Origin of the sequence: Mucilaginibacter sp. UR6-1, from assembly GCF_020880975.1 — a bacterium.
Lineage (GTDB): Bacteria > Bacteroidota > Bacteroidia > Sphingobacteriales > Sphingobacteriaceae > Mucilaginibacter.
In genome coordinates, this window is sequence record NZ_JAJIWP010000001.1 from 571,735 (window position 1) to 592,470 (window position 20,736).

Here is a 20,736-nt window from a genome sequence, read left to right on the forward strand (position 1 = left end):
GGTGGTAACTAAAGTAAAATATTGGTAACACGGAGGTAACTAATGAGAAAAATGCTGCAAAACCCTGAGAACTGCGCAGTAGTTCGCACGGTTGGCTTTATCGGGAATAAATGGAAACCAATCATCCTCGTGAGGTTGCTTAACGGGGGGCAGGTACGCTTTGGTAAACTTTGCGTGCAAATGCCTGATATCTCCCGCAAAATACTGAGCCAGCAATTGAAAGAGCTGGAGGAGGATGGCCTTATCATTCGCCATAGCTATATGGAAAAGCCGCCACGTGTGGAGTACGAACTAAGCGAACGCGGAAAGACCCTTATCCCGGTATTAAAAGCGATGTATGACTGGGGCGTACAGATAGACGACCCTGGAGCTACAGGAACATGGGACCCCTTAGTTAAATGATATCATTAAGTGTTTCAAAGAACATCACGATGACCGTATCATCCCTGTACGTCAGGTATGGGAGTTTAATTACCTTTCCCTGACCGGCAAACCATTGAAGTTCCGCTTCAGGTACATCCTTCAGAGCTTCAATGGCCCTGAGCCATTCCGTTGTTACGCTTGTTTCAAATATTTTATTTCCGGGTAAGTCTGTGCTGAGTAGTATCTGTACATTATAATAACTGAACAATTACTTTACCTGTCCTCTTTGTTTCTCATAGTCGATCTTGCCGTATTCACCATTGTAGAAATCCCGGTAAGCAATGGCTGTGTCTACTTTGGAATTCATTACAAATGGTCCCTCTGCAAAGATCGGTTCCTGGTAAGGCCCTCCGCCGAACAGCAGCATATCGGTGGCTTTTTTTTCATTGTTCTTCAGCTCTACGGTTCCTTCTTTCCTGTCAAATTCTATAAAGTCGCCCGCATTGAACCTTTCCCCATTAATAATGCCCGGCATCTCCGGCAGGTATGCAGCCGCTTCCAGTTCAGCGGCAAGGGCGATCTCAAAAACCGCACCCGCCTCCAGATGGATATGGTAAAGGAACTGCTCCGAATAATCAGGTATCACTGAACGCAGGTCCTCGAACTTTCCCGCGATCACTTTGATCCAGCCTTTTCCTTCCGGTAGGTCTTTGCGTGGCACATCACTTCCCTGGATCGCCAGGTAAGCCGGTTTTTCAGCTTTGATGTCTGATGGCAGGTTGATCCAGAACTGCAATGCATGGACGACCTTGGAATCTGTTTGAGAATCATAATTCAATGTTTCGTCATGAATAATGCCTTTGCCGGAATTCATCCATTGCACGCCGCCTGAATGTACCATGGCATAATTCCCGGCACTGTCAAAGTGCTCGTCCTCTCCATTCAGGATATAGGTCAGCGTGGCGATGCCCCGGTGCGGGTGGGCACCGGTACCTTCTTTATTAATCCTGGTCTGTATGGTCGGCACGATGTGATCAAGGAACACGAACGGGCCCACTGCGTCGGCATACCGGTTGGGTAACATCCTGTATATTTCCAGTTCGCCGATATCTGCTCTTTGTCCCTGGGTTGAAAAGCTGCTTTTTTTCTGCATAATTTAGTATTGGTCGTAAATGGTTGAGTTTAGATGCACGGCTACGGGTTGACTTTTTCCACATCCTGATTGACCAGCGGGATCACCTTGCTGCCGATGATGCCTATGGATCGTAATAATTGCTGGTGCGTAAGGCCTGCAATATCCATCTGGAAGGTGAACAGGTCAACACCGCCCAGCGCTTCGCTATGCCTTTTCAGCTTTTCGGCTACCGTTTCCGGTCCGCCAACCACCAGGACACCTTTTGGCGATACGCCCGCATCAAATTGTGCTTTGGTGACCGGCGGCCAGCCCCGTTCCCGGCCTACCTTGGTCCAGTTCTCGATGTAACCCGGATAATAATCCGCGATAGCTGATTCATCAGTATCGCCTACGTAGCCTGGCGAATGCAGTCCCACCTTCAGATCCTCCGGTTTAAAACCTGCTTCAGCACCGGACTTCCGGTACAGATCAACCAGTGGCCTGAAACGCTCTGTTTCGCCACCTATAATAGCCACCATCAGCGGAAGCCCCAGCATTCCGGCACGTACAAATGATTGTGGCGTACCACCTACACCAACCCAGACCGGTAACTTTTCCTGCACCGGGCGGGGATATACCGGCTGGTTATGTAAAGCAGGCCTGAACTTGCCCGACCAGGTAACAAATTCCTCGTCCCTGAGCTGGATCAGCAGCTTCAGTTTCTCCTTGAACAAAGCGTCATAATCATTCAGGTCGTAACCAAACAGCGGGAATGCTTCTGTGGCGGAGCCTCGTCCGGCAATGATCTCTGCCCGGCCTTTTGAAATGATGTCCAGCGTTGCGAACTGCTGGAATACCCGTACCGGGTCTGACGTACTTAACACCGTTACCGCGCTCATCAGCCGTATCCTTTTGGTGCGGGCTGCCGCTGCCGCCAGGATCACGGCAGGTACCGAGTCCAGGTATTCCTTTTTGTGGTGCTCGCCAATGCCGAAAACATCCAGCCCGGCTTCATCCGCTGCGACGATCCTGTCCAGCAATTGCTCCATGGCATCAACATTACTCAACTCCTTGTTTCCGTACATCGCCGATGCAAAACTGTCTATGCCTATTTCCATGATGGGTGTCCTTATTTTTAGATTTTAATATGATCGTATAGTTTTTTTTTTCCGATGCCTGGGCCGCCGTTCAGGACAAAGTGTTCGGCGGCGGGCCGCCGGCCGGTCTGGAGTGGCTCTCAGGCAGGGGAATGAAAGCTTCGTTATCCGTAGGCGGTAGCAGGATCCTTCCCTGCATCCAGTCCTCTTTTGCCTGTTCGATCCTTTCCCTGCGGCTTGATACGAAGTTCCACCAGATGTAACGGTCGCCCAGGTGTTCACCTCCCAGCATCATTAAGGTGGCGGGTGCTTCGGCAACGATCACGGGATCAACACCGGTACTGAAGACCAGCAGTTGCCCGGCCTGGTAGCGCGTACCGTTTACTGTTACACTGCCGTGAACGATGTAAACGCCTCTTTCGCTATGGCCTGCCGGTATACCGAAACGGGCGCCTGCCTCAAGTACCACATGCAGGTAAAACAGGGGCGACGTGGTTTTTACCCCGCTTTTAAGCCCGAAAGCTTCTCCGGCGATCAGGCGCAGCCAAACGCCTGTATCCGTAAATACCGGTAACTGATCGGGTTTGTAGTTGTGAAAAGTAGGTTCCGCTTCTTCATCTTTTTCGGGTAGTGCCACCCAGGTCTGTATCATTTCGAGACTTCCGCCTGCTCTTATTGCCGGATCTTCGAAACGTTCACTATGCGCGATACCTTTACCGGCCGTCATCCAGTTGACCTCGCCCGGTTTGATGGCCTGTTCAACGCCAAGCGAATCCCGGTGCATGATCTCCCCGCTGAACAGGTAACTGACGGTGGAAAGACCGATGTGGGGGTGCGGCAACACATCAAGGTCACTGTGTAGTGTTGCCGGGATGCTGACCGGCCCGCCATGATCCATAAAAATAAATGGCCCGATCATGCGCCTGAGCTGGTAAGGCAAAAGGCGCTTGACAACGAAGCCCGGAATGATCTCCGCCTGACGAGATGAAATGACAATATCCAGCATATTCTGATCCTGACTTTAATTGAAAATGTGTTGTTTGATATGATTAAGACCGACTGATCCTGACACCCGGAAACAGGGCAACGATCTACCCGTACTTCCGGGAAAAACGGGTCCTTCCCGGCCGGTCAGGGATTTTTTATGATGGTCATCATAGCCGGCCATAATTAGCGGCAGACAGGTTCCTGTTCTCATAATATCGTGTTTGATGCAGACAGAACAATTTTAAGGATACTTACAGGGAGGGAAGATGATATATGTCTCATAAACTCATCGACATTTGTCGATGATAAATATGAAAACCACCGGTGAAGAGGTATTCTTTTTTATTGTAATTATCTTTAAATCAGTTTTTTAAATTTTTTTCTTAATGACGTGATTGTTTAAAAAAATCATTTAATCATATCTTTACACGACAATTAATCAGTGTTGAGATACTAAAAAAATACCCGGACCTGCCTATGTACAATGCCTTTTTTGACTATCTGAAAAAATTCAGCCCGGTACCGCTTACAGGTGATGAAAAGGCACTGATCAGACGGAACTTCAGGCCGCTGAATCTGCGCCGGAAAGAATATTTCCTGCAGGCCGGTGATATCTGCATGAATTACGGGTTTATTGTAAAAGGTGCCATGCGCATGTACTCCGTGGACGAAAAAAAAGAGGAGCATATCATCCGGCTGGGCCTGGAGGAATGGTGGATGGGCGACCGTGAAAGCTTCTTTAACCGTGTCCCGAGCCGTTACCACATCGATGCGCTGGAGCCCTGTGAACTGCTTTGCGTCAACAGGGAGGACGATCATGAACTGTATCTGAACGTGCCGGCCTATGTGGAGATGAAGGTCAAGCTCGACCATGGAATGGAAATAGCCCACAACCGCCGGCTCACTTCCGCGCTGACCGATACTGCAGGCAAGCGTTATGTGGATCTCCTGGAGCGTTATCCCGCCTTTGCCGAACGTTTTCCGCAACATATCCTGGCGTCCTATCTCGGGATCAATAAAGATACGCTAAGCCGTGTCAAACGGAAGCTGGACCTGAAATAATTCCTATCCCGGTCGCTTTTCCACCGGCCGGACAGTAGACCTTTGTCTACTACATTTCTTTACAAATGTCATCTTCCTGAACGGTCGCCGTTGCAGAGATTTGTCTGTCTGCTGCTGCGGCGGCATGGGTGCGCATTCCCGCCGTCCCGTGTCTGTCCATCCGGTCAGCATGAGATATACCGTAAGCACTTATGGAAACACACGAATATCCCAACGGGGAGGTTACCATCCTCTGGAAACCGGAATTATGCATTCACTCGGCCGTTTGCGTGCGTACACTGCCGGCTGTGTACGACCCGAAGGCACGTCCCTGGATCCGGCCGGAAAACGCTGCCGGGGGAGAGCTGATCGCCCAGGTCGCCAAATGCCCTTCGGGTGCGCTGAGTATAAAAGAAGAACCGATAAAAATCCAATAATTATAGTATGGAAAATACGAAAGTTGTTTTTACAGATCATGTTCACGGAGAGGTACAGCTCTTCTCTGAAGGGATCCCTGCCGGGAAGATGAGCCTGGCCATGACACACGGAAGACTGGCGGTCTTTCATACCGAGGTCGATCCTGAATTCGAAGGACGCGGTTTTGCAAAACTGCTGCTCGCAGAGCTGGTAGGCTATGCCAGGGAGAAAAAAATAACCATCATTCCGCTTTGCCCTTATGTGAACGCGCAGTTCCAAAGGCATCCCGCGGAATATGATGATGTGTGGAATAAGGACTGGCACCAATGAGATACATCCTGGAAAAACCCGTTCACGGGGTCATCGGAAGCGCAAAATTCCTGACCTCGGTGCACTGGCGCAACGGCGTGCTGATTACCGACGAACCGGAAAGAACGGGCGGTAAGGACGTCGGCCCGGATCCGTTCACGCTGTTGCTTACCTCTCTGGTTTCCTGTACGCTGGCAACGCTGCGGATGTACAGCGACCATAAGGAGTTGGGTATTAAGGAGATCAGGGCGGAAGCGAACATGTACCAGACGCTCGGCAACGAAGGCGCGGTTACGCACATTGAACGCCGCGTCTTCATCCCTGAAGTTTCAGATCCGGAGCTGCAGCAACGGCTGATGCGTGTGGCGGAGAACTGCCCGGTATCCAAGATCCTGAAAGGAAGTATCCTTATCGGTTCAGCGTTCCTGCCTTTGAGCGCTGACGCCGGTCCGCTCGGGGATGATACAGACCCGGAAACCATTTAAAAGAATTGCCCTATCTATGAAAGTAATGATCGCCGTACTGTTGAGCCTGCTCATGTCGGGCACCTTCGTTCATGCACAGCGGATCAGACTGCTTCGTTTCGACGAAGACCATTCGGATCTGAAAGACAGTGCCCGGACCTTCTATAACACCCTGAAATACCTGCCGCTTTCCCAAGGCGGCAGCACCTATCTTTCCTTTGGCGGTGAGGCACGTTTTGAGACCGACCGCTCGCAGAATGAGGACTGGGGCAGCCGGGGTTTCGGTTCGCAGTCGTTCCTTCTGCAGCGTTACCAACTGCATGCCGATCTGCACCTGGGAAAGCGGGTACGCATCTTCGGGCAGATGCGCAGTGCGATGGAGAACGGCCGCAAGAGCGGCCCGCGACCCATTGACGAAGACCACCTGAACGTGCAGAACCTGTTCGTGGACCTGATCCCTTATGAGGCTTCCGGCAAAAAGATCACCGTCCGGCTGGGGCGGCAGGAGCTGCAATACGGCAGCGGCCGCCTGATCGACGTGCAGGAAGGCCCGAACCTGCGTCTGTATTTTGACGGGGCTAAAGTTGCTTACAGCTCGGTTAAATTCAGCATAGACGGTTTTGTGATGGGCAACGGCGGCGTAAAGACAGGCGTGTTTGATAACCCTCTTGGCCGGAAGGCCAGGTTATGGGGTGTCTACAGTACCTGGCGGACTGCCAGGCAGATCAATATCGATCTGTCCTATCTCGGGATCAGCCGCTCGAACGCCGTCTTCGATGAAGGTATCGCCAACGAAAAGCGGCATATCGTAGGCGCACGCTTCTGGAATACCGGTAACGGTTTTTTATATAACCTGGAGGCGGGATACCAGTTCGGGGCATTTGGCAATGGTAAGGTACGCGCCTGGGGCGGTTCAGCGGATATCGGTTACCGTTTCAGCCATCTGAAAGGTATGCCCTTACTTAACCTGCGCAGTGACCTGATATCCGGTGACCGGAAAAAAGGTGACGGTATACTGAACACCATGAACCCCCTTTATCCCAATGGCGGTTATTTCGGGGTGATCCCGCAGGCCGGGCCAGCCAACCTGCTGTCCTTGCATCCGAGCCTGGCCTGGAACCCCGCCCGAAAGCTTAACATCAGCCTGGGCATGGTCTTTAACTGGCGCGAGTCGCTGGAGGATGGGATCTACCGGCCCTCCGGTATCTTCAACCTGTCCTCATCAGGTTCTGATAAAAGGTATATCGGGACCAGTTATATGGGCATGCTGACCTGGAACATCAGCCCGCATCTCCTGTACATTTTCGGGGCGCAGTATTTCGATACCGGTGCATACCTCGATGATATTATTTCGCAGCCAAAGGACGGGTTCTTCCTGGCCTCTATGCTGGCATTCAAGTTCTAAATTATCCGATCGTTTATTATGAAAGACCTTGACCATGCATGAGAATCTGCTACTGATATTGGGCCTGCTGTTCGCGGTGATGCTGCTGGTCATGCTGGCGCAGAAGATCCGGGTCGCTTATCCGATCTTCCTGGTGCTGGCCGGCCTGGGTATCGGCTTTATCCCCGGCATGCCGGTGCTGAAGCTGGACCCTGAACTGATCTTCCTGATCTTTTTGCCGCCATTATTGTACGAGGCCGCCTGGTATACCTCCTGGCGGGAGTTCAAAAAGTGGAGCGGCGGTATTGCCATGCTGGCCTTTGGCCTGGTATTTTTCACCTCGTTCGTAGTGGCGCATGCCGCAAACTTCATTATTCCGGGCTTTACGCCTGCACTTGGTTTTTTGCTGGGAGGCATCGTCTCACCGCCTGATGCGGTAGCGGCCACCACCGTGCTGAAGGGGCTTAAAGTGCCGCGCCGTACCATTACCATACTGGAAGGCGAAAGCCTGGTGAACGATGCCTCCTCACTCATCGTTTTCCGTTTCGCACTGGCAGCCATCCTGACAGGGGCATTTTCTTTTCAGGTCGCCACCGGGCAGTTCTTTGTTGTTGCCGGCATGGGCATAGTAGTTGGCCTGGCCGGTGCGCATATCATGTACGCGATCCACCGTTTTATGCCCACTTCGCCGGGTATCGATGCGGCGTTGACGGTGATGACACCGTATATCCTTTTCCTGTCGGCCGAACATTTTCATTATTCAGGCGTAATGGCCGTGGTGAGCGGCGGCCTGTTCATGTCGTTCCGTTCACATGAGATGTTCCGGACGGGCAGCACACGCATGAACATGACCGGTGTTTGGCATACACTCATTTTCGTGATGAACGCGCTGGTATTTATCCTGATCGGCCTGGACCTGCCTGCCATCGTGCAGGGGCTGGGCGATGTTCCGCTCCCAACGGCCATCAGGTATGGGGTACTGATCAGTATCATCGCTATTCTCATCAGGCTGCTATGGGTTTTCGCTACCCTGTACATTCCGCGCCTGTTTAGTAAAAAACAAAGTAAATTACCATCGCCGGGCTGGAAGAACCCGCTCATTATCGGCTGGGCCGGTATGCGGGGTGTGGTTTCACTGGCGACAGCCTTATCCATACCGCTCTATATGAACGATGGAAAGGCATTCCCGCACCGCGACCTGATCATCTTCATCACCTTCGTGGTAATCTTTATTACACTGGTATTCCAGGGACTGACCCTTCCCGCCGCCATCCGGCTCACCGGTATCGGTGAGCTGGACCCGGTACTGCCCGAGCATGAACAGCATGCCGGCATCAAACTCAGGTTGGATACCCTGGCGCTGCAACGGCTCAATGCCCGGCATACTTCCGCAAGCGGCAACAGCCTGCTGAAAGCCTACGCCCGGAAACTTGAACGGGAGATCGAAGGTAACCGGGTCTACCTGGACTCGGTAGAGGTCTGTATCAACCGGAACGCGGAACGGCAGGAGTTTCAGCAGGTAATGGCAGACATACACGACCAGCAGCGCAGGGAACTTTTTAAGATGAAGAACGAACATACCTACACCGATGAAGCGATACGCAAAGCGGAGCAACTGCTGGACATTAATGACCTGAGGGTGTCAGAAACAAAGCTTTGAGCCACATCAGATGACCCGGATCCCCGAATTGAACTCTATATCTCCATATCATGAACAACCTGACCAATACTTCTGCGGTAAGCAGGAAAGAATTTATCGAGGTAGCGCCGGACGTTCGCCTGCATGTCACCGTTACAGGTGAAGGCAAACCGCTGCTGCTGATACACGGCTGGCCGCTGAGCGATGCCATGTATGAATACCAACATGGCAGAACCAAGTTCGATCATGACAGGGGCAAGTTGTTGTTTATCAAACCGCGGCAGACGGTTACCTTTTATAATTAGTATTTACAGCGTCATTCAGCGTAATTACATTAACCAAGGCAACTAACAGACACGATACAATATTTTTCATTTTTCTGGATAAAAATTTTTCTGCCCTTTCATCACTATCAGCTTTTTTAGTCCGGTATAACATTAAAATAATCGTCTATTTATCGCTCGATTGTTCAAAAAGCACTTAGAGGCTTTAACACCTTATAATGCATAGACAAGCTCAGTCCGTGCTGTAGTTTACTTCCATCCACGCTTTAAATTTATTTGATCTTTATACATTTTTTGATAGTAAATCCTGCCTGCTCAAACGTAATTATGGAAACTGATCAAAATGCAACGATCATTAAAGCTGATTTGGCCCGGTATATCAATGTTTATATCGGTTATTTTTTTAACCATATCCTGTAAAAAAAATGATAACCCGCAAATGGCATTGTCACTTTTTAACAAGTGGATGCTTGATAGTATGCGTGTATATTACTATTGGGAAGGGGGTATAAAAAACACACCGCCTGACCAGACTGATGCTCATGCCTTTTTTAATTCACTTTTGAGCAGTGATGACCGTTTTTCATACCTTGAAGATCCGGAGCATCCGGCAGTGCCTGCTTCATCATATGGCTATTACGGTTTTTTATATACCATGGCAGAAACAAATTTGCCGGGTTACCCTATGCTTGCCATTGTTACCATGGTTGTTCCGGATGGTCCGGCAGCGCGGCAGGGTTTAAAAAGGGGAGATGTTATACTTTCGGTAAACGGGATTACAATAAATACGCAAAACGCGGATAAAATAAAAGCCATACTAAGCCAGGGAGAGGTATTGAACCTGGAGTTGGCAACTATCTCGGCTAATACCCTTATCAATACAGGGCAGCTTAGTATGAATGCAGGGTATTTTGATAGCCCGCCTGTTTTTATCACCAGAGTATTTTCAAACGGTGTAAAAAAAACCGGGTATATATATTATGATGAGTTTAAGGGAATGTATGACCGCAGCACGTTGGATTCACTTGCAAAGTTTAAACAGCAGGGTATAACGGATCTTGTCATCGACCTCCGCTACAATCCTGGCGGTGATGTACCCTCTGTTGCAAAGATGGGCGCGGCCATCGCAGGGGTAGGCCGTGATCAGGTTTTCCTTATCAGCCAGGCCAACAAAAATGGTGGTAAAATAACTGATACGTTTGGGCAAAGTATAAGTAAAAGCAACTATCCGCCTGTATCCTTTAATGATATAACCGCCTTACAACTCAATATTGCTAAATTATATGTACTAACGGGTTCGGGTACGGCATCATCGGCAGAATTACTCATCAATAATTTAAAACCTTACCTGGATGTTATTCAGATAGGTGAGCAAACATTGGGTAAGGATATGGCCGGTTTCGCTATAAATGATCAGCGCCAGCCAAAGCAGGTCAACCTTATTATGCATCCCTTAATATTCAAATTATACAATGCCAGTAACCAGGGTGATTATCCGCGGGGTTTAGTGCCTGATTATTTAGTAAATGAATTAAGCTCGTTGCCTTTAAAGCCTTTTGGCGATTCGGCCGATCCTCTCATAAGCAAAGCGCTTGAACTATCGCTGGGTAGCGGAGCAATAACTTCTGCACGCAGAAAAGGCGATCTAAGCGTCCGGCCCGGCATTGCAAAAGCAATTTATAGTTCTTCAGATGAGCGCAGTAAAAACAACCGGCCTATGGTACTGGAGCGCCCTCAACACAAATTTTAAAAAAAGCAATAATCTAATAGTAAAATATTACGCGTAGTGCGTAATACTATAAAATAAGCATCCGGCATATACATACCATGACCAAACAACTCATCCATAAGTATTTTTCAGGAACATGTACACCGGAAGAGGAGGTAATGGTAAAAACCTATTTAGAGGGTAATGACCTTACCGTATTGCATGAATATATGGATGAGGTAGCAACTGCCGGTTCTCCTGATCCGCTTTCAAAAGCGGAATCAGATGAATTGCTCGGAAGTATTCATCATCAGATACAGATCGATCAGCTACTGGCAAACATGGTTGCTGAAAGCCAGAAAGCTGATGATGGAACAGTTAATAGTTTAACCCCCGAAGACGATAACAAGCCCGGCAGTAAAGTGGTTGAATTGAAGTTTAATCGTGGCCGTTTTAACTGGAGCATTGCAGCGTGTTTACTGGTTTTGTTGACCTGCGGCGGTTTGTTATTTAATTATTTGAGGCAGAAGGCCGCTGTACCAAGCACTGCTCAATATAGTGTTAACTGGAGTGTTATCGCTAACAAAACGGCAGGTATCAAAAAGATAATTCTGACCGACGGAACCAGTGTTTGGCTAAATAGTGCGTCATCTATTTCATATCAGCCTGCAAATTTTGACCGCAATACAAGGGAAGTTATTATCAGCGGCGAAGCATTTTTTGATGTTGCCCATAATGTTAAAAAGCCTTTCATTGTTCACGCCGGAAAGCTCACCACTACAGTACTTGGCACTGCCTTCAATGTAGAGGCATATCATAACGAAGGTGAAGTTAAAGTAACACTTGTTCGTGGGCGTGTTCGTGTTGAAACGGCTAATGAACGGCTGATGCTTGCACCGGGGCAGATGTTGAAATACTTAAACCTTACAAAGCATGCTGCTATAACTACTGTAAACACAACGCAGGCCAACGCCTGGACAACGGGTAAAATATCATTTACAGATGTGAGCCTGAGCGATGCACTTAAACGAATGGCAATTATTTACGGTGTTAAAATTAGCCCATTAAACTACAGGTTGTTAAACAACAGGCGTATAACCGGTGTGTTTGAACGTAAACCAATTGATAAGATATTAACCAACGTGTTGTATATACATGGGTTGAAATGGGAAAAGAAAGGAGGGGAATTTATCATTCAACAATAATGGAGAATGCCGTTTCCACCGGCACTCTCCTGGAGTTTTTTTCAAGCTGTTCAGAACTTAAAAAAAATAAATTTATGCATCTATTTACACAGTTATGTGTTTTTTCTAAAAAAAATATACTGTTTGCCGGGCTGTTGGGTATACAGTATCAATATGTACTTGCTAAAACAGCGCAAACCGGCGATGCGCCTTACATAGCTTCGCCTGTTACATTGATCATTAAAAACCCTGATCTTCACCAGGCTTTTTCACAATTGAACGGACAGGCCGGTTACAGTTATGTATACGATAATGGCCGGGCTAAAAATATAAAGCTTAAGGACCTTAACTATAAAAAAGTGGCTTTAAGCCGGGTGTTAAAATCATTACAGAATGAGGTGCCTTTTTCACTGACCGTGGACGGCGCTTCTATTATGGTAAGGATAGAAGATGTTAAACCGGCAGTGCGCGTAAAGAACGGTATTGTATCCGGAAAAATAGTTGACGAAAAAGGTGAACCGCTTCCGGGTGCTACAGTAAAGGTAATTGAAACCGGCTTAGGCACGCAAACAAACGTTGACGGGCAGTATACCCTGAGCATGTTGCCCGGGATATATACAATTGAAATAACTTATATATCGTTTCAAACGCAAAGAGTATCAGGCGTACGTGTTACTGAGGGCCAGTTAACCCCTTTAAATGTGTCGTTAAAAGCGGCGGCAGGCTCCTTGCAGGAAGTGCTTGTTACGGCAAGCTATCAGCGTGCATCAATAGAAGGACTTTATGCAAAACAGAAAAATAACGCGGCCATGTCTGATGGTATTACGGCCGAACAGATCTCGCGGACACCGGATAATAACACCGCTCAGGTATTAAAGCGGGTAAGCGGTCTGCAGGTTTCACAAAACAAATATGTTGTTGTGCGCGGTTTAAGTGATCGTTATAACAACGTGCTGCTGAATGATAACCAGTTACCAAGCAGCGAGCCCAACCGCCGAGATTTTGCATTTGATATGGTACCGAGTGCTTTGGTTGATAACATTGTGGTTAACAAAACAGCTACACCCGATCTGCCCGGTGAGTTTACCGGAGGGTTGGTTCAAATAACTACTAAGGATATTCCCGAAGAGGATTTCATAAATGTAACAATAGGGCAGGGCTTTAACAGCCAGGCCACCGGGAAGGATTTTATCGGGGGGTATCGCGGTAGCGCCAATTATTTAGGATTTACCAATAAATACCAAAAGCAGCCCGAAGGCATGTCATTTGGTGAGTATAATGTGCTGGCTAATAAAATTGCCGGTAACCAGGCAAGCGCGGCCGAGAAAAGTGCCGCCGCCAATTTTCTCGGCTCATTTCCGGATAACTGGAAAATGCAGCGGTACAAGGCACAACCTATACAAAACTACGCCTTCTCTATGGGCAAAACCATTCCGCTTAAAGATGACAGGATTGGTTTTGTAGCAGCACTTACTTACCGTAATGAACAAACAGCCGATGTGGATGATCAATATTATCCAACGGTATTGGATTATAAAGGAACGGATTACGACTTTACAACCCTGCTGGGTGGGAGCGCGAATATTGGTTACACCTCGGGCACCAATAAATGGGTGATTAAAAACACCTATAACAGGCGCTTTACTGATAAGTTGTTCCGGTTTTCGGGTATCGATTTTATGAGCAGTAATGCCCGCATGAATGGTTATACCGCTCAAACACTGCTAAATGAGCTTTTTCAAAGCAGTTTGCATGGTGAACATGCACTCGGAAAAAGGGTTGTTAAGTTAGATTACAATTTCGGCATTTCAACCATTAATCGCGATCAACCCAATAACCGCATTATGAGTATGCGCGGTTTACCGGTTACAAGCCCCGGGCCTGACAATTATTTTGAATACAACTTTAACGATTTTCAGCCCGAGTACGGTTCAGTATTTTATACCAAACTAAACGAAACACGTTTTACTTACCAGGCAAATGTGCAGGTACCCTTTAAATGGCTAAAGCGTAATCAAAGTTTTAAGATTGGCTACCAGGGAAACTACCGCAAAGCTGATTACCATGCGGATTTGTATCGTATAAAAAATGTACCCGGGGCGGATAATCAATTTAACGGGCTGGCTTATGATAGGGTTTACAACAATCAAAACCTAATTGTCCAAAAGCTGTTTTTTGTGCCCTTTATAGGCAATGGTAAGCAAAGCGAAAATGGTTCGGCTTCCGGTTATAATGGCAATCAGCATTTAAACGCATACTATGCCATGGTTGATGTGGCACCCGTTAAACATCTGCGTATTACCGGAGGTATACGCCTTGAGCAAAATACGCAGCGTGTAAACACCAATACGCTTGGAGCGGTAACTGACCCGAATGAGGTGAGGCCGATTGTTGACAGCCTGATCACGCTGAAGAAGAACGATTGGCTTCCGTCTGTAAACGTGATTTACGCGCTGACACCAAAAATGAACATCCGCTCCGCATTTTATAAAACGGTTGCCAGGCCTGATCTGCGCGAACTTTCCTTTTTCGAATATTTCGATATCGGAACCTTTCGCAATATAACCGGCAATGGTTTAAAGTCTACGGATATCAGGAATTTTGACTTACGTTACGAGTTTTTCCCCAGTCCGGATGAACTGATCTCGGTTTCAGGATTTTATAAGGAATTTAAAAATCCTATTGAACTTACCTTTGAAAACACATCATCAAAGCCGCAGTTGATCTACCGTAACTTGGCCGCGGCCAAAGATATTGGCTTTGAGGTTGACCTGCGTAAATCATTAGGCCTGGTGAACCCCGAGACCGCATTCTGGAAAAAGTTATACCTGTCCGGAAGTTTTACCTGGGTACATGCCACGGTTGAACTTGATCGTGCTGCCGCTGTTGATGGCGATGGCAACCCAATCTCAACAAAAAGAAACCGGCCGCTTTACGGGCAGTCGCCCTACATCATTAATGGTGGTATATCTTATACCGGTAAATACATCGGAGTTAATGCTACCTATAACCGCTACGGTAAGCGGATAGTTACATCAACCATATCAACTGCCGAGGACGAATATGAAAATCCGCGGGATGTGGTGGATCTGCAATTTAGCTACAGGTTTTTGAAACAGCAACGTGCGGAGTTACGCTTAAACATAAGCGATCTGCTTAATCAACAGCTAATTACTTATAAAAACCAATACGGGCCGGGTAATGCTACCTATCCTGAGCGCACGCCTTCGGTAAAGCCTTACCCCGGTGATGGAACGGCCGAATATCCTGCCGAACAGCTTGACCCTAAAGGAACTGCCTATAACGCACCTTATGACGTGGTCACGTTCAGGCGAAAGAACGGCACCAATTACGTGCTCAATTTTATTTATCGCTTTTAATTGTCCCTATGATAACCAAACCTAATGAGAAAGGAGGATCGGCTTAGCAACTATGAAAATCAACAACGGGCCAGGAGGCCAAAATGAAATTTTTCTAAGTATCAAGTATCTACAGGCAAAAGCCTAAAAACAAAAATCATGAAAAGTCAATTTAAATTTACAGGTATCTATTCTTCAAAACTGCCACTTGTGGCCTTGTTATCAGCGTCATTATTTATGGCAAGCTGCAAAAAAGACAGTGGTGTAGCCACACCCGAAGGTAACTTTAACCGTTCATCAAAAGCATTGTATCCGGATACAAGAACCCCGGGTGGCACTGTAGTAACGGTAAGCGGCGTATTAACCGGTACCATTAACTGGACCGCAGGTAACACTTACCGCCTGAATGGCCCGGTTTACATTGATAGCCTTGCTACATTGAACATTGCCGCCGGTACTTTTGTAAAAGGTTTGGATAAAACCAATACTACTACCGGTTTCCCATCTTACCTGGTAATTCGCAGAGGCGGAAAGCTGAACATTAACGGTACAGCTACCAACCCTGTAGTATTTACTTCACAATATGCTGCCGGCAGCCGTGCCGAAGGCGATTGGGGTGGTATAGTTATATTAGGCCGTGCACCGGTAAATAACGTTAACCCTAAAATTGAGGGCATACCTGCAGCACAAATACCTGCGGCATTAGCCGGTAAAGACGCTATAGGTTATGGCGGCGCTATTGAGGCTGATAATTCAGGTTCTATCCGTTACCTGCGTATTGAGTTTGCCGGTGAGGTAATTACTGAAGGTAATGAGCTGAATGGCCTTACATTGGGCGGCGTTGGTTCAGGTACTACTTTAGATCACGTACAGGTATCTTACGGTGCTGATGACGCTTTTGAGTTTTTTGGCGGATCAGTAAATGCAACCAACCTGATCTCGTACCTGAATGATGATGATGACTTTGACTTTGATCAGGGCTACCAGGGCAGTATCCAATTCGCTGTTGCTCAAAAAGATCCTCGTACCGCATTCCCAAGATCAGGTAATCCTAACGGTATCGAATCAAATAACATAACATCTCCAATTGTTACAGGTGGTGCCTTTTCAACCCGTTTAACAACTCCGGTGTTAAGTAATTTTAGCATTCTTGGTGATACTTCATCTACTACTGCTCCGAGCGTAGGCGTAGGTACTGTATTCAGAGTGGGTTCATCAGGTGTATTTAAAAACTCGGTAGTAGGTGGTTTTGCAACAGGTGCCAATGTTTCAACGGCCGATGCAACACTTATTTATACTGATAATTTAGTACATTATTTCACTACTTCAGGCGTACCATCAGGTAACACAACTTACACAGGTTCGGCATCAAATCCTTTCAGGCTGCATGCTCCATACAACATCACTACACCTGAGTGGAGGTTTAACAATGTTAGTCCATTGCTTTCACCTGCACGTAACGGCTGGAATGCTACCGGCCTTACAGTTAGTCATCCGGGTGGCGCGTTATCTGCATTTACCAACACTACTTACAGAGGTGCCTTTGGCGACAGGGCTACTACTACCAGGTGGGATGGACCAGCTTCAGGCAGCACCTCAACCTGGGCATCTTACGAGCCTACTACAAATACTTACTAAACCATATCACTTTAAGCAATTAAAAGATAATACCGGGGAATTAGCCATCCCCGGTATTATAATTAATCCGAAAAATGAAAAAAAATCGACTTGTATATATTCTGCTTATTGTAGTAGTTGCATTCCAGGCCTGTAAAAAGGAGGGGGAGCCTATTATTTATCCATCCTTTGGGCAACTCAAAATATCCGGATCAACCTCCAGCGCCCTGATCATAGCTGTTGACGGTAAGGTAACCGATACGCTTGCCTCAACTTCCGGTTCAGACCTTGTGCTTACTGTTGAAGAAGGTAAAAGAAAAATATCATTATTAGATAGTCTTAAAAAAACGGTTTTAGATACCACCATCACCATTAAAAGTGGTTCAATAACCAATTTGTCAAACTTTTTTTATACGGGCGATGGGCTATTATTCCCTGATCCGGACAGCACACGGAAACCCACACCCGGCCATGCCCTGGTCAGGATCGTTATAACGGATAAAAACCTGCCCGACGTATTGAATATCGATATTGTTAAGCTTGATTTTGCTACCGGAGAAAGTACACCTGTGGCACATATTGACGGGCTAACCAAAAGCGCTTTTTCAGGCTATATTGATTTGTCAGATCCACTATCGGCTGATGCATTTTATGTGATCGAGGGTACTGATCTGTCGGGTAACAAAGTCATGTCTATTGAAAGTGGCAACTATGGTATTATATCATATGATACTGATATTAATGTTGGTCTAACTTTTTTGCCTAACAGCATTATTTCACTTGGAATAGGGCCTATACCCAGCGATGGTAGCCTGCCTTTTCATGATCCTTTAGTGATATTTAAAAGAATAGCAACCCCCTGATCATCAAAAATAAAAGGCCTGCTGGTTAAAGCAAGCCTTTTTAAAGTCAATAGATCTACAGGTATCTAAGCTGCAGAAACCGTAAAGATAGCCATATTAGCGATATGTAAAAATTTACGGTTAGTAATTGCAGCTATTAATCAATTCCGGCCTTTATATACAGGCTAAGTTCATGTCTGATAAAATTCAGCGATTCCTGGAGGTGATTATCTACCGTGTTGGGTGATATTTTGAGCCTTTCGGCTAATTTTTTACGTGAGAGATCCTCTTCAAGATACAACTTGACCACTTCTCTGCGCCGCGATGTAAGGCGTGATATTACTGTCGCCAATACTTCTCTGTATTCTTTTCTGTTAAATTGCGCGTCAGTTGCAGGGCATAGCGCATCCTCTTTATCGGGCGTTATTGATGCTGTTGCTGCCCGTGCGCACTTATTTTTTCTTAGTTCATCAATATATTTGTTTTTTGCAAAGGTAAACAGCAAGGGCATCAAATTCTCTTTCGGCTCAATAGTATCCCATTTCTCCCATAATTTTAAATAAACTTTTTGCAGAATGTCTAATGCCATATCCTTATCCCGACAGACATTTATTACCATAGCGTACAATTTAGGCTGGGTAGTGCTGTATAGTTGGTTAAAGTGCGCTGTTTTAATTTGTAAGTCAGTCATATTACACAGGCTTAGATGTAATATTTAAAAGTCTGAAACCTATATTAAGTAGATATTAAATGCCCATTATTAACACAATTATTTTCCTGTTAATTTGATGCTGATGCGCAACAAGGTAGTGTTGGTGAAGAGGCAACGATTGGTGTATCAATCGGTATAACCGCAATCACTATGCGGAGGAAGTTATAGCGAAGGCACTACTGTAAATAAAATTATGCCCCCGTTTGGTTAAGTACCTTAATGGGGGCATAACTTTATGTATTCAGTAATAACAGCAAAGCCGCGTAATTAAAAATTAAAGATGTTTACAAAATAGTAACGTTAAATGTAAAGGTAGCCTGCGCGGTTTTGTTATTTGGTGTGGTGTAAACTAAAGCTTGCTTCAGCGTGAATTTATCGCCCGTTTTTACATGTCCGGGGTATTGCCCTACGGTAAAATTAAAGTTCTTCTCGTCGTATTCAGACCAAATCATCGCGCCGTTGCCCCAGTTTATTACGTTACCCGAAGCATCAAACCAATGCCCATATCCGTTGGCTGTGGTGTTGGCATTTAAATTTCCGTTGCTCTCAATGGCATAAAACTTTATGTTAGAACTCATTAGGCTGGTAAGTTGGGTTGGCTGCAATAAAAACGAACCGATAAGTTTTGAAACATCAACGCTTACCTGCGCCGAAGCATAATTGGTATTATCATGCGTTATAGATACGTCATAAGTAAACGATACATCCTTAGGAGATGCAGAAGTACCGGGAGTTGCGTAACCCAAAAGATTGGTATTGGCAAACTTTACCTTGTATGGCCATTGCTCATCGTTGGCATTGTTATCGTCCCATACATGGCGCGTGTAAGTTTTAGGCGCTCCGGTAACCACAAACCAAAGCCGGTCGCAATTGGCCGGTATGGCAAAGGTTGCCTTGCCCTCGTTGGCACTAAAAGAGTTGCCGTATGCCCGTGTTCCATCTTTCATCAATGCTACAAAACCATATCTCCAACCGGCATCTGCAGGGTTGGTTACCTTATTGAAACCGGCAGCGTTAACCAATCCAACAAAATCGGCACTTACAGTTGTACCTCCATCAGGCACATTTATTGGCAGTACGTTAAACCCGGTTGTTTGCGGGCAAAAACTATAATCGGGCTCAAACCATCCATCATCCAGTAAGTTCATCTTATAATCAAGTTTCCCGATGTAGGGTTTGCCATAATTTCTTAGTGCATCCATATCCCAGGTAACAGCCTTAGCAGCCTGATCGTAGATCTCATCATTAAATTTGGCGTTATCAATACCGGTTAATCTTTGATAAGCCTCAATAGGATCTTCGGGCTTAACAGATTGCCGCCATATTTTGGCTACAATGTCAATACCATGTTTTTGTGCCCAATAGGTATTAAGTATATAGCTTGCATACCGGTAATCCTCATGAATAACGTGTTTGTTATAGTTCTTTAAATAGTCGGCAAATTGCCAGTTGGTAAATATTTCTTCGGGGTAAGCCTGATAGGCTTGCCATTGCGCGGTTTGCTCCCAATAGCCGTTACCACCAGCACCGCCAGTGCCATAACCATATCTAAAACCATGTGTAAGGCCTAAATCGCACGCTACCTGGTATTGAAAGCTGTGGCCTATCTCGTGAGCTATTACTGAACTTACGGGCTGGCAGGTTGAGGGGCTAACCCATAAAGCGCCAATTGTGTCATCATAGCCCGAACCCGTTGCCAGCCAGGTATCCTGATGATAAAGGAATATCATCATTTTATATTTGCTAAGGTTGGAGGTTCCGCTGCTTATGTCCGAGAATTTGAGCTTGTTAACGTTGAGGTCATAAAATACTTCAGCTTTACTTAAAAGGTCGTCAATATCTACCCTGTAGGCATCAGGTACTGTATTTGCAGAGGGGAGATCTTTGCCGTATTCTTTTGACCAAAAAAGTATAAAATGGTCTGATTGCTTTGAACGTGCATAGCAAAATTTGCTGGTGTCTGAATCCCAGTTCATGCTTTGCATCTCTTTTGGTTTATATATTTTTAGTGGCTCAGGTTCCGGCTTTACCACAGGTTTTTCGGTATTATCAGGTTTAGCTCCCTGCTTTTTACACCCGCTGATAGGCAGGCACACCGAAAATAATAAGGCTGCTAACAAAATTTTATTTATTGTTAAAACTGAGAATTTGTACATTTTTTTTGTTTTTAATTGAGGCAATTCTTGGCACAGGTACCATCCTCATGATGCAGTTT

General features: G+C 46.4%; 19 protein-coding genes. 13 read left to right on the forward strand and 6 right to left on the reverse strand.

Annotated elements, in window-relative coordinates; translation table 11 throughout:
- The first annotated feature begins 42 nt into the window (after positions 1-42).
- Positions 43-402, forward strand: coding sequence for a helix-turn-helix domain-containing protein (locus LJ707_RS02605; protein ID WP_228949175.1), 360 nt, complete (start codon positions 43-45; stop codon positions 400-402).
- Here LJ707_RS02605 and LJ707_RS02610 read toward each other — a convergent pair.
- The 4 genes from LJ707_RS02610 to LJ707_RS02625 form a co-directional block, all read right to left on the reverse strand.
- Positions 395-631 (reverse strand): hypothetical protein, encoded by a 237-nt coding sequence (locus LJ707_RS02610; protein ID WP_228949176.1) that lies wholly within the window; start codon positions 629-631, stop codon positions 395-397. The two genes, LJ707_RS02605 and LJ707_RS02610, sit on opposite strands and share 8 nt — an antisense overlap.
- The gene (locus tag LJ707_RS02615) at positions 632-1,516 is read right to left on the reverse strand and encodes a pirin family protein (protein ID WP_228949177.1); all 885 of its coding nucleotides are present in this window, start codon (positions 1,514-1,516) and stop codon (positions 632-634) included.
- A 41-nt stretch (positions 1,517-1,557) separates the two neighbouring features.
- On the reverse strand, positions 1,558-2,595 hold the full coding sequence (locus LJ707_RS02620; RefSeq protein ID WP_228949178.1) for an LLM class flavin-dependent oxidoreductase: 1,038 nt from the start codon (positions 2,593-2,595) through the stop codon (positions 1,558-1,560).
- A gap of 70 nt (positions 2,596-2,665) precedes the next feature.
- Entirely contained in the window at positions 2,666-3,580 is a 915-nt protein-coding gene (locus LJ707_RS02625) for a pirin family protein (protein ID WP_255678707.1), read from the reverse strand.
- 458 nt (positions 3,581-4,038) lie between these two features.
- Here LJ707_RS02625 and LJ707_RS02630 point away from each other — a divergent pair, with 458 nt between their 5' ends.
- From LJ707_RS02630 to LJ707_RS02695, 12 genes are all read left to right on the forward strand, one after another.
- Positions 4,039-4,623 (forward strand): Crp/Fnr family transcriptional regulator, encoded by a 585-nt coding sequence (locus tag LJ707_RS02630; RefSeq protein ID WP_228949180.1) that lies wholly within the window; start codon positions 4,039-4,041, stop codon positions 4,621-4,623.
- A gap of 191 nt (positions 4,624-4,814) precedes the next feature.
- Positions 4,815-5,039, forward strand: a complete 225-nt coding sequence (locus LJ707_RS02635; RefSeq protein ID WP_228949181.1) for a (4Fe-4S)-binding protein — start codon at positions 4,815-4,817, stop codon at positions 5,037-5,039.
- Positions 5,040-5,046: 7 nt separating this feature from the next.
- Positions 5,047-5,349, forward strand: coding sequence for a GNAT family N-acetyltransferase (locus LJ707_RS02640; protein WP_370632367.1), 303 nt, complete (start codon positions 5,047-5,049; stop codon positions 5,347-5,349).
- Positions 5,346-5,813, forward strand: coding sequence for an OsmC family protein (locus LJ707_RS02645; protein ID WP_228949183.1), 468 nt, complete (start codon positions 5,346-5,348; stop codon positions 5,811-5,813). Before LJ707_RS02640 ends, LJ707_RS02645 begins: the two co-directional genes overlap by 4 nt.
- Positions 5,814-5,829: 16 nt before the next feature.
- Positions 5,830-7,197 carry an alginate export family protein gene (locus LJ707_RS02650; protein WP_228949184.1) on the forward strand — a complete coding sequence of 456 codons (1,368 nt, stop codon included), beginning with the start codon at positions 5,830-5,832 and terminating at the stop codon, positions 7,195-7,197.
- A gap of 91 nt (positions 7,198-7,288) precedes the next feature.
- On the forward strand, positions 7,289-8,836 hold the full coding sequence (locus LJ707_RS02655; RefSeq protein WP_228949756.1) for a Na+/H+ antiporter: 1,548 nt from the start codon (positions 7,289-7,291) through the stop codon (positions 8,834-8,836).
- Between the two features lie 50 nt (positions 8,837-8,886).
- On the forward strand, positions 8,887-9,120 hold the full coding sequence (locus LJ707_RS02660; RefSeq protein WP_228949185.1) for an alpha/beta fold hydrolase: 234 nt from the start codon (positions 8,887-8,889) through the stop codon (positions 9,118-9,120).
- 418 nt (positions 9,121-9,538) lie between these two features.
- Positions 9,539-10,849, forward strand: coding sequence for a S41 family peptidase (locus LJ707_RS02675; RefSeq protein ID WP_304610894.1), 1,311 nt, complete (start codon positions 9,539-9,541; stop codon positions 10,847-10,849).
- Positions 10,850-10,926: 77 nt separating this feature from the next.
- Complete coding sequence (locus tag LJ707_RS02680; RefSeq protein ID WP_228949186.1) at positions 10,927-12,012, forward strand: FecR family protein; 1,086 nt, start codon at positions 10,927-10,929, stop codon at positions 12,010-12,012.
- Between the two features lie 74 nt (positions 12,013-12,086).
- Positions 12,087-15,371, forward strand: coding sequence for a TonB-dependent receptor (locus LJ707_RS02685; protein WP_228949187.1), 3,285 nt, complete (start codon positions 12,087-12,089; stop codon positions 15,369-15,371).
- A 138-nt stretch (positions 15,372-15,509) separates the two neighbouring features.
- On the forward strand, positions 15,510-16,988 hold the full coding sequence (locus tag LJ707_RS02690; RefSeq protein WP_228949188.1) for a hypothetical protein: 1,479 nt from the start codon (positions 15,510-15,512) through the stop codon (positions 16,986-16,988).
- 74 nt (positions 16,989-17,062) lie between these two features.
- Complete coding sequence (locus tag LJ707_RS02695) at positions 17,063-17,830, forward strand: hypothetical protein (protein WP_228949189.1); 768 nt, start codon at positions 17,063-17,065, stop codon at positions 17,828-17,830.
- Between the two features lie 136 nt (positions 17,831-17,966).
- Here the strand turns inward: LJ707_RS02695 and LJ707_RS02700 are convergent, their stop codons facing one another.
- Complete coding sequence (locus LJ707_RS02700) at positions 17,967-18,500, reverse strand: RNA polymerase sigma factor (RefSeq protein WP_228949190.1); 534 nt, start codon at positions 18,498-18,500, stop codon at positions 17,967-17,969.
- A gap of 305 nt (positions 18,501-18,805) precedes the next feature.
- Positions 18,806-20,641 carry a DUF4859 domain-containing protein gene (locus tag LJ707_RS02705; RefSeq protein ID WP_228949191.1) on the reverse strand — a complete coding sequence of 612 codons (1,836 nt, stop codon included), beginning with the start codon at positions 20,639-20,641 and terminating at the stop codon, positions 18,806-18,808.
- Between the last annotated feature and the right edge of the window lie 95 nt (positions 20,642-20,736).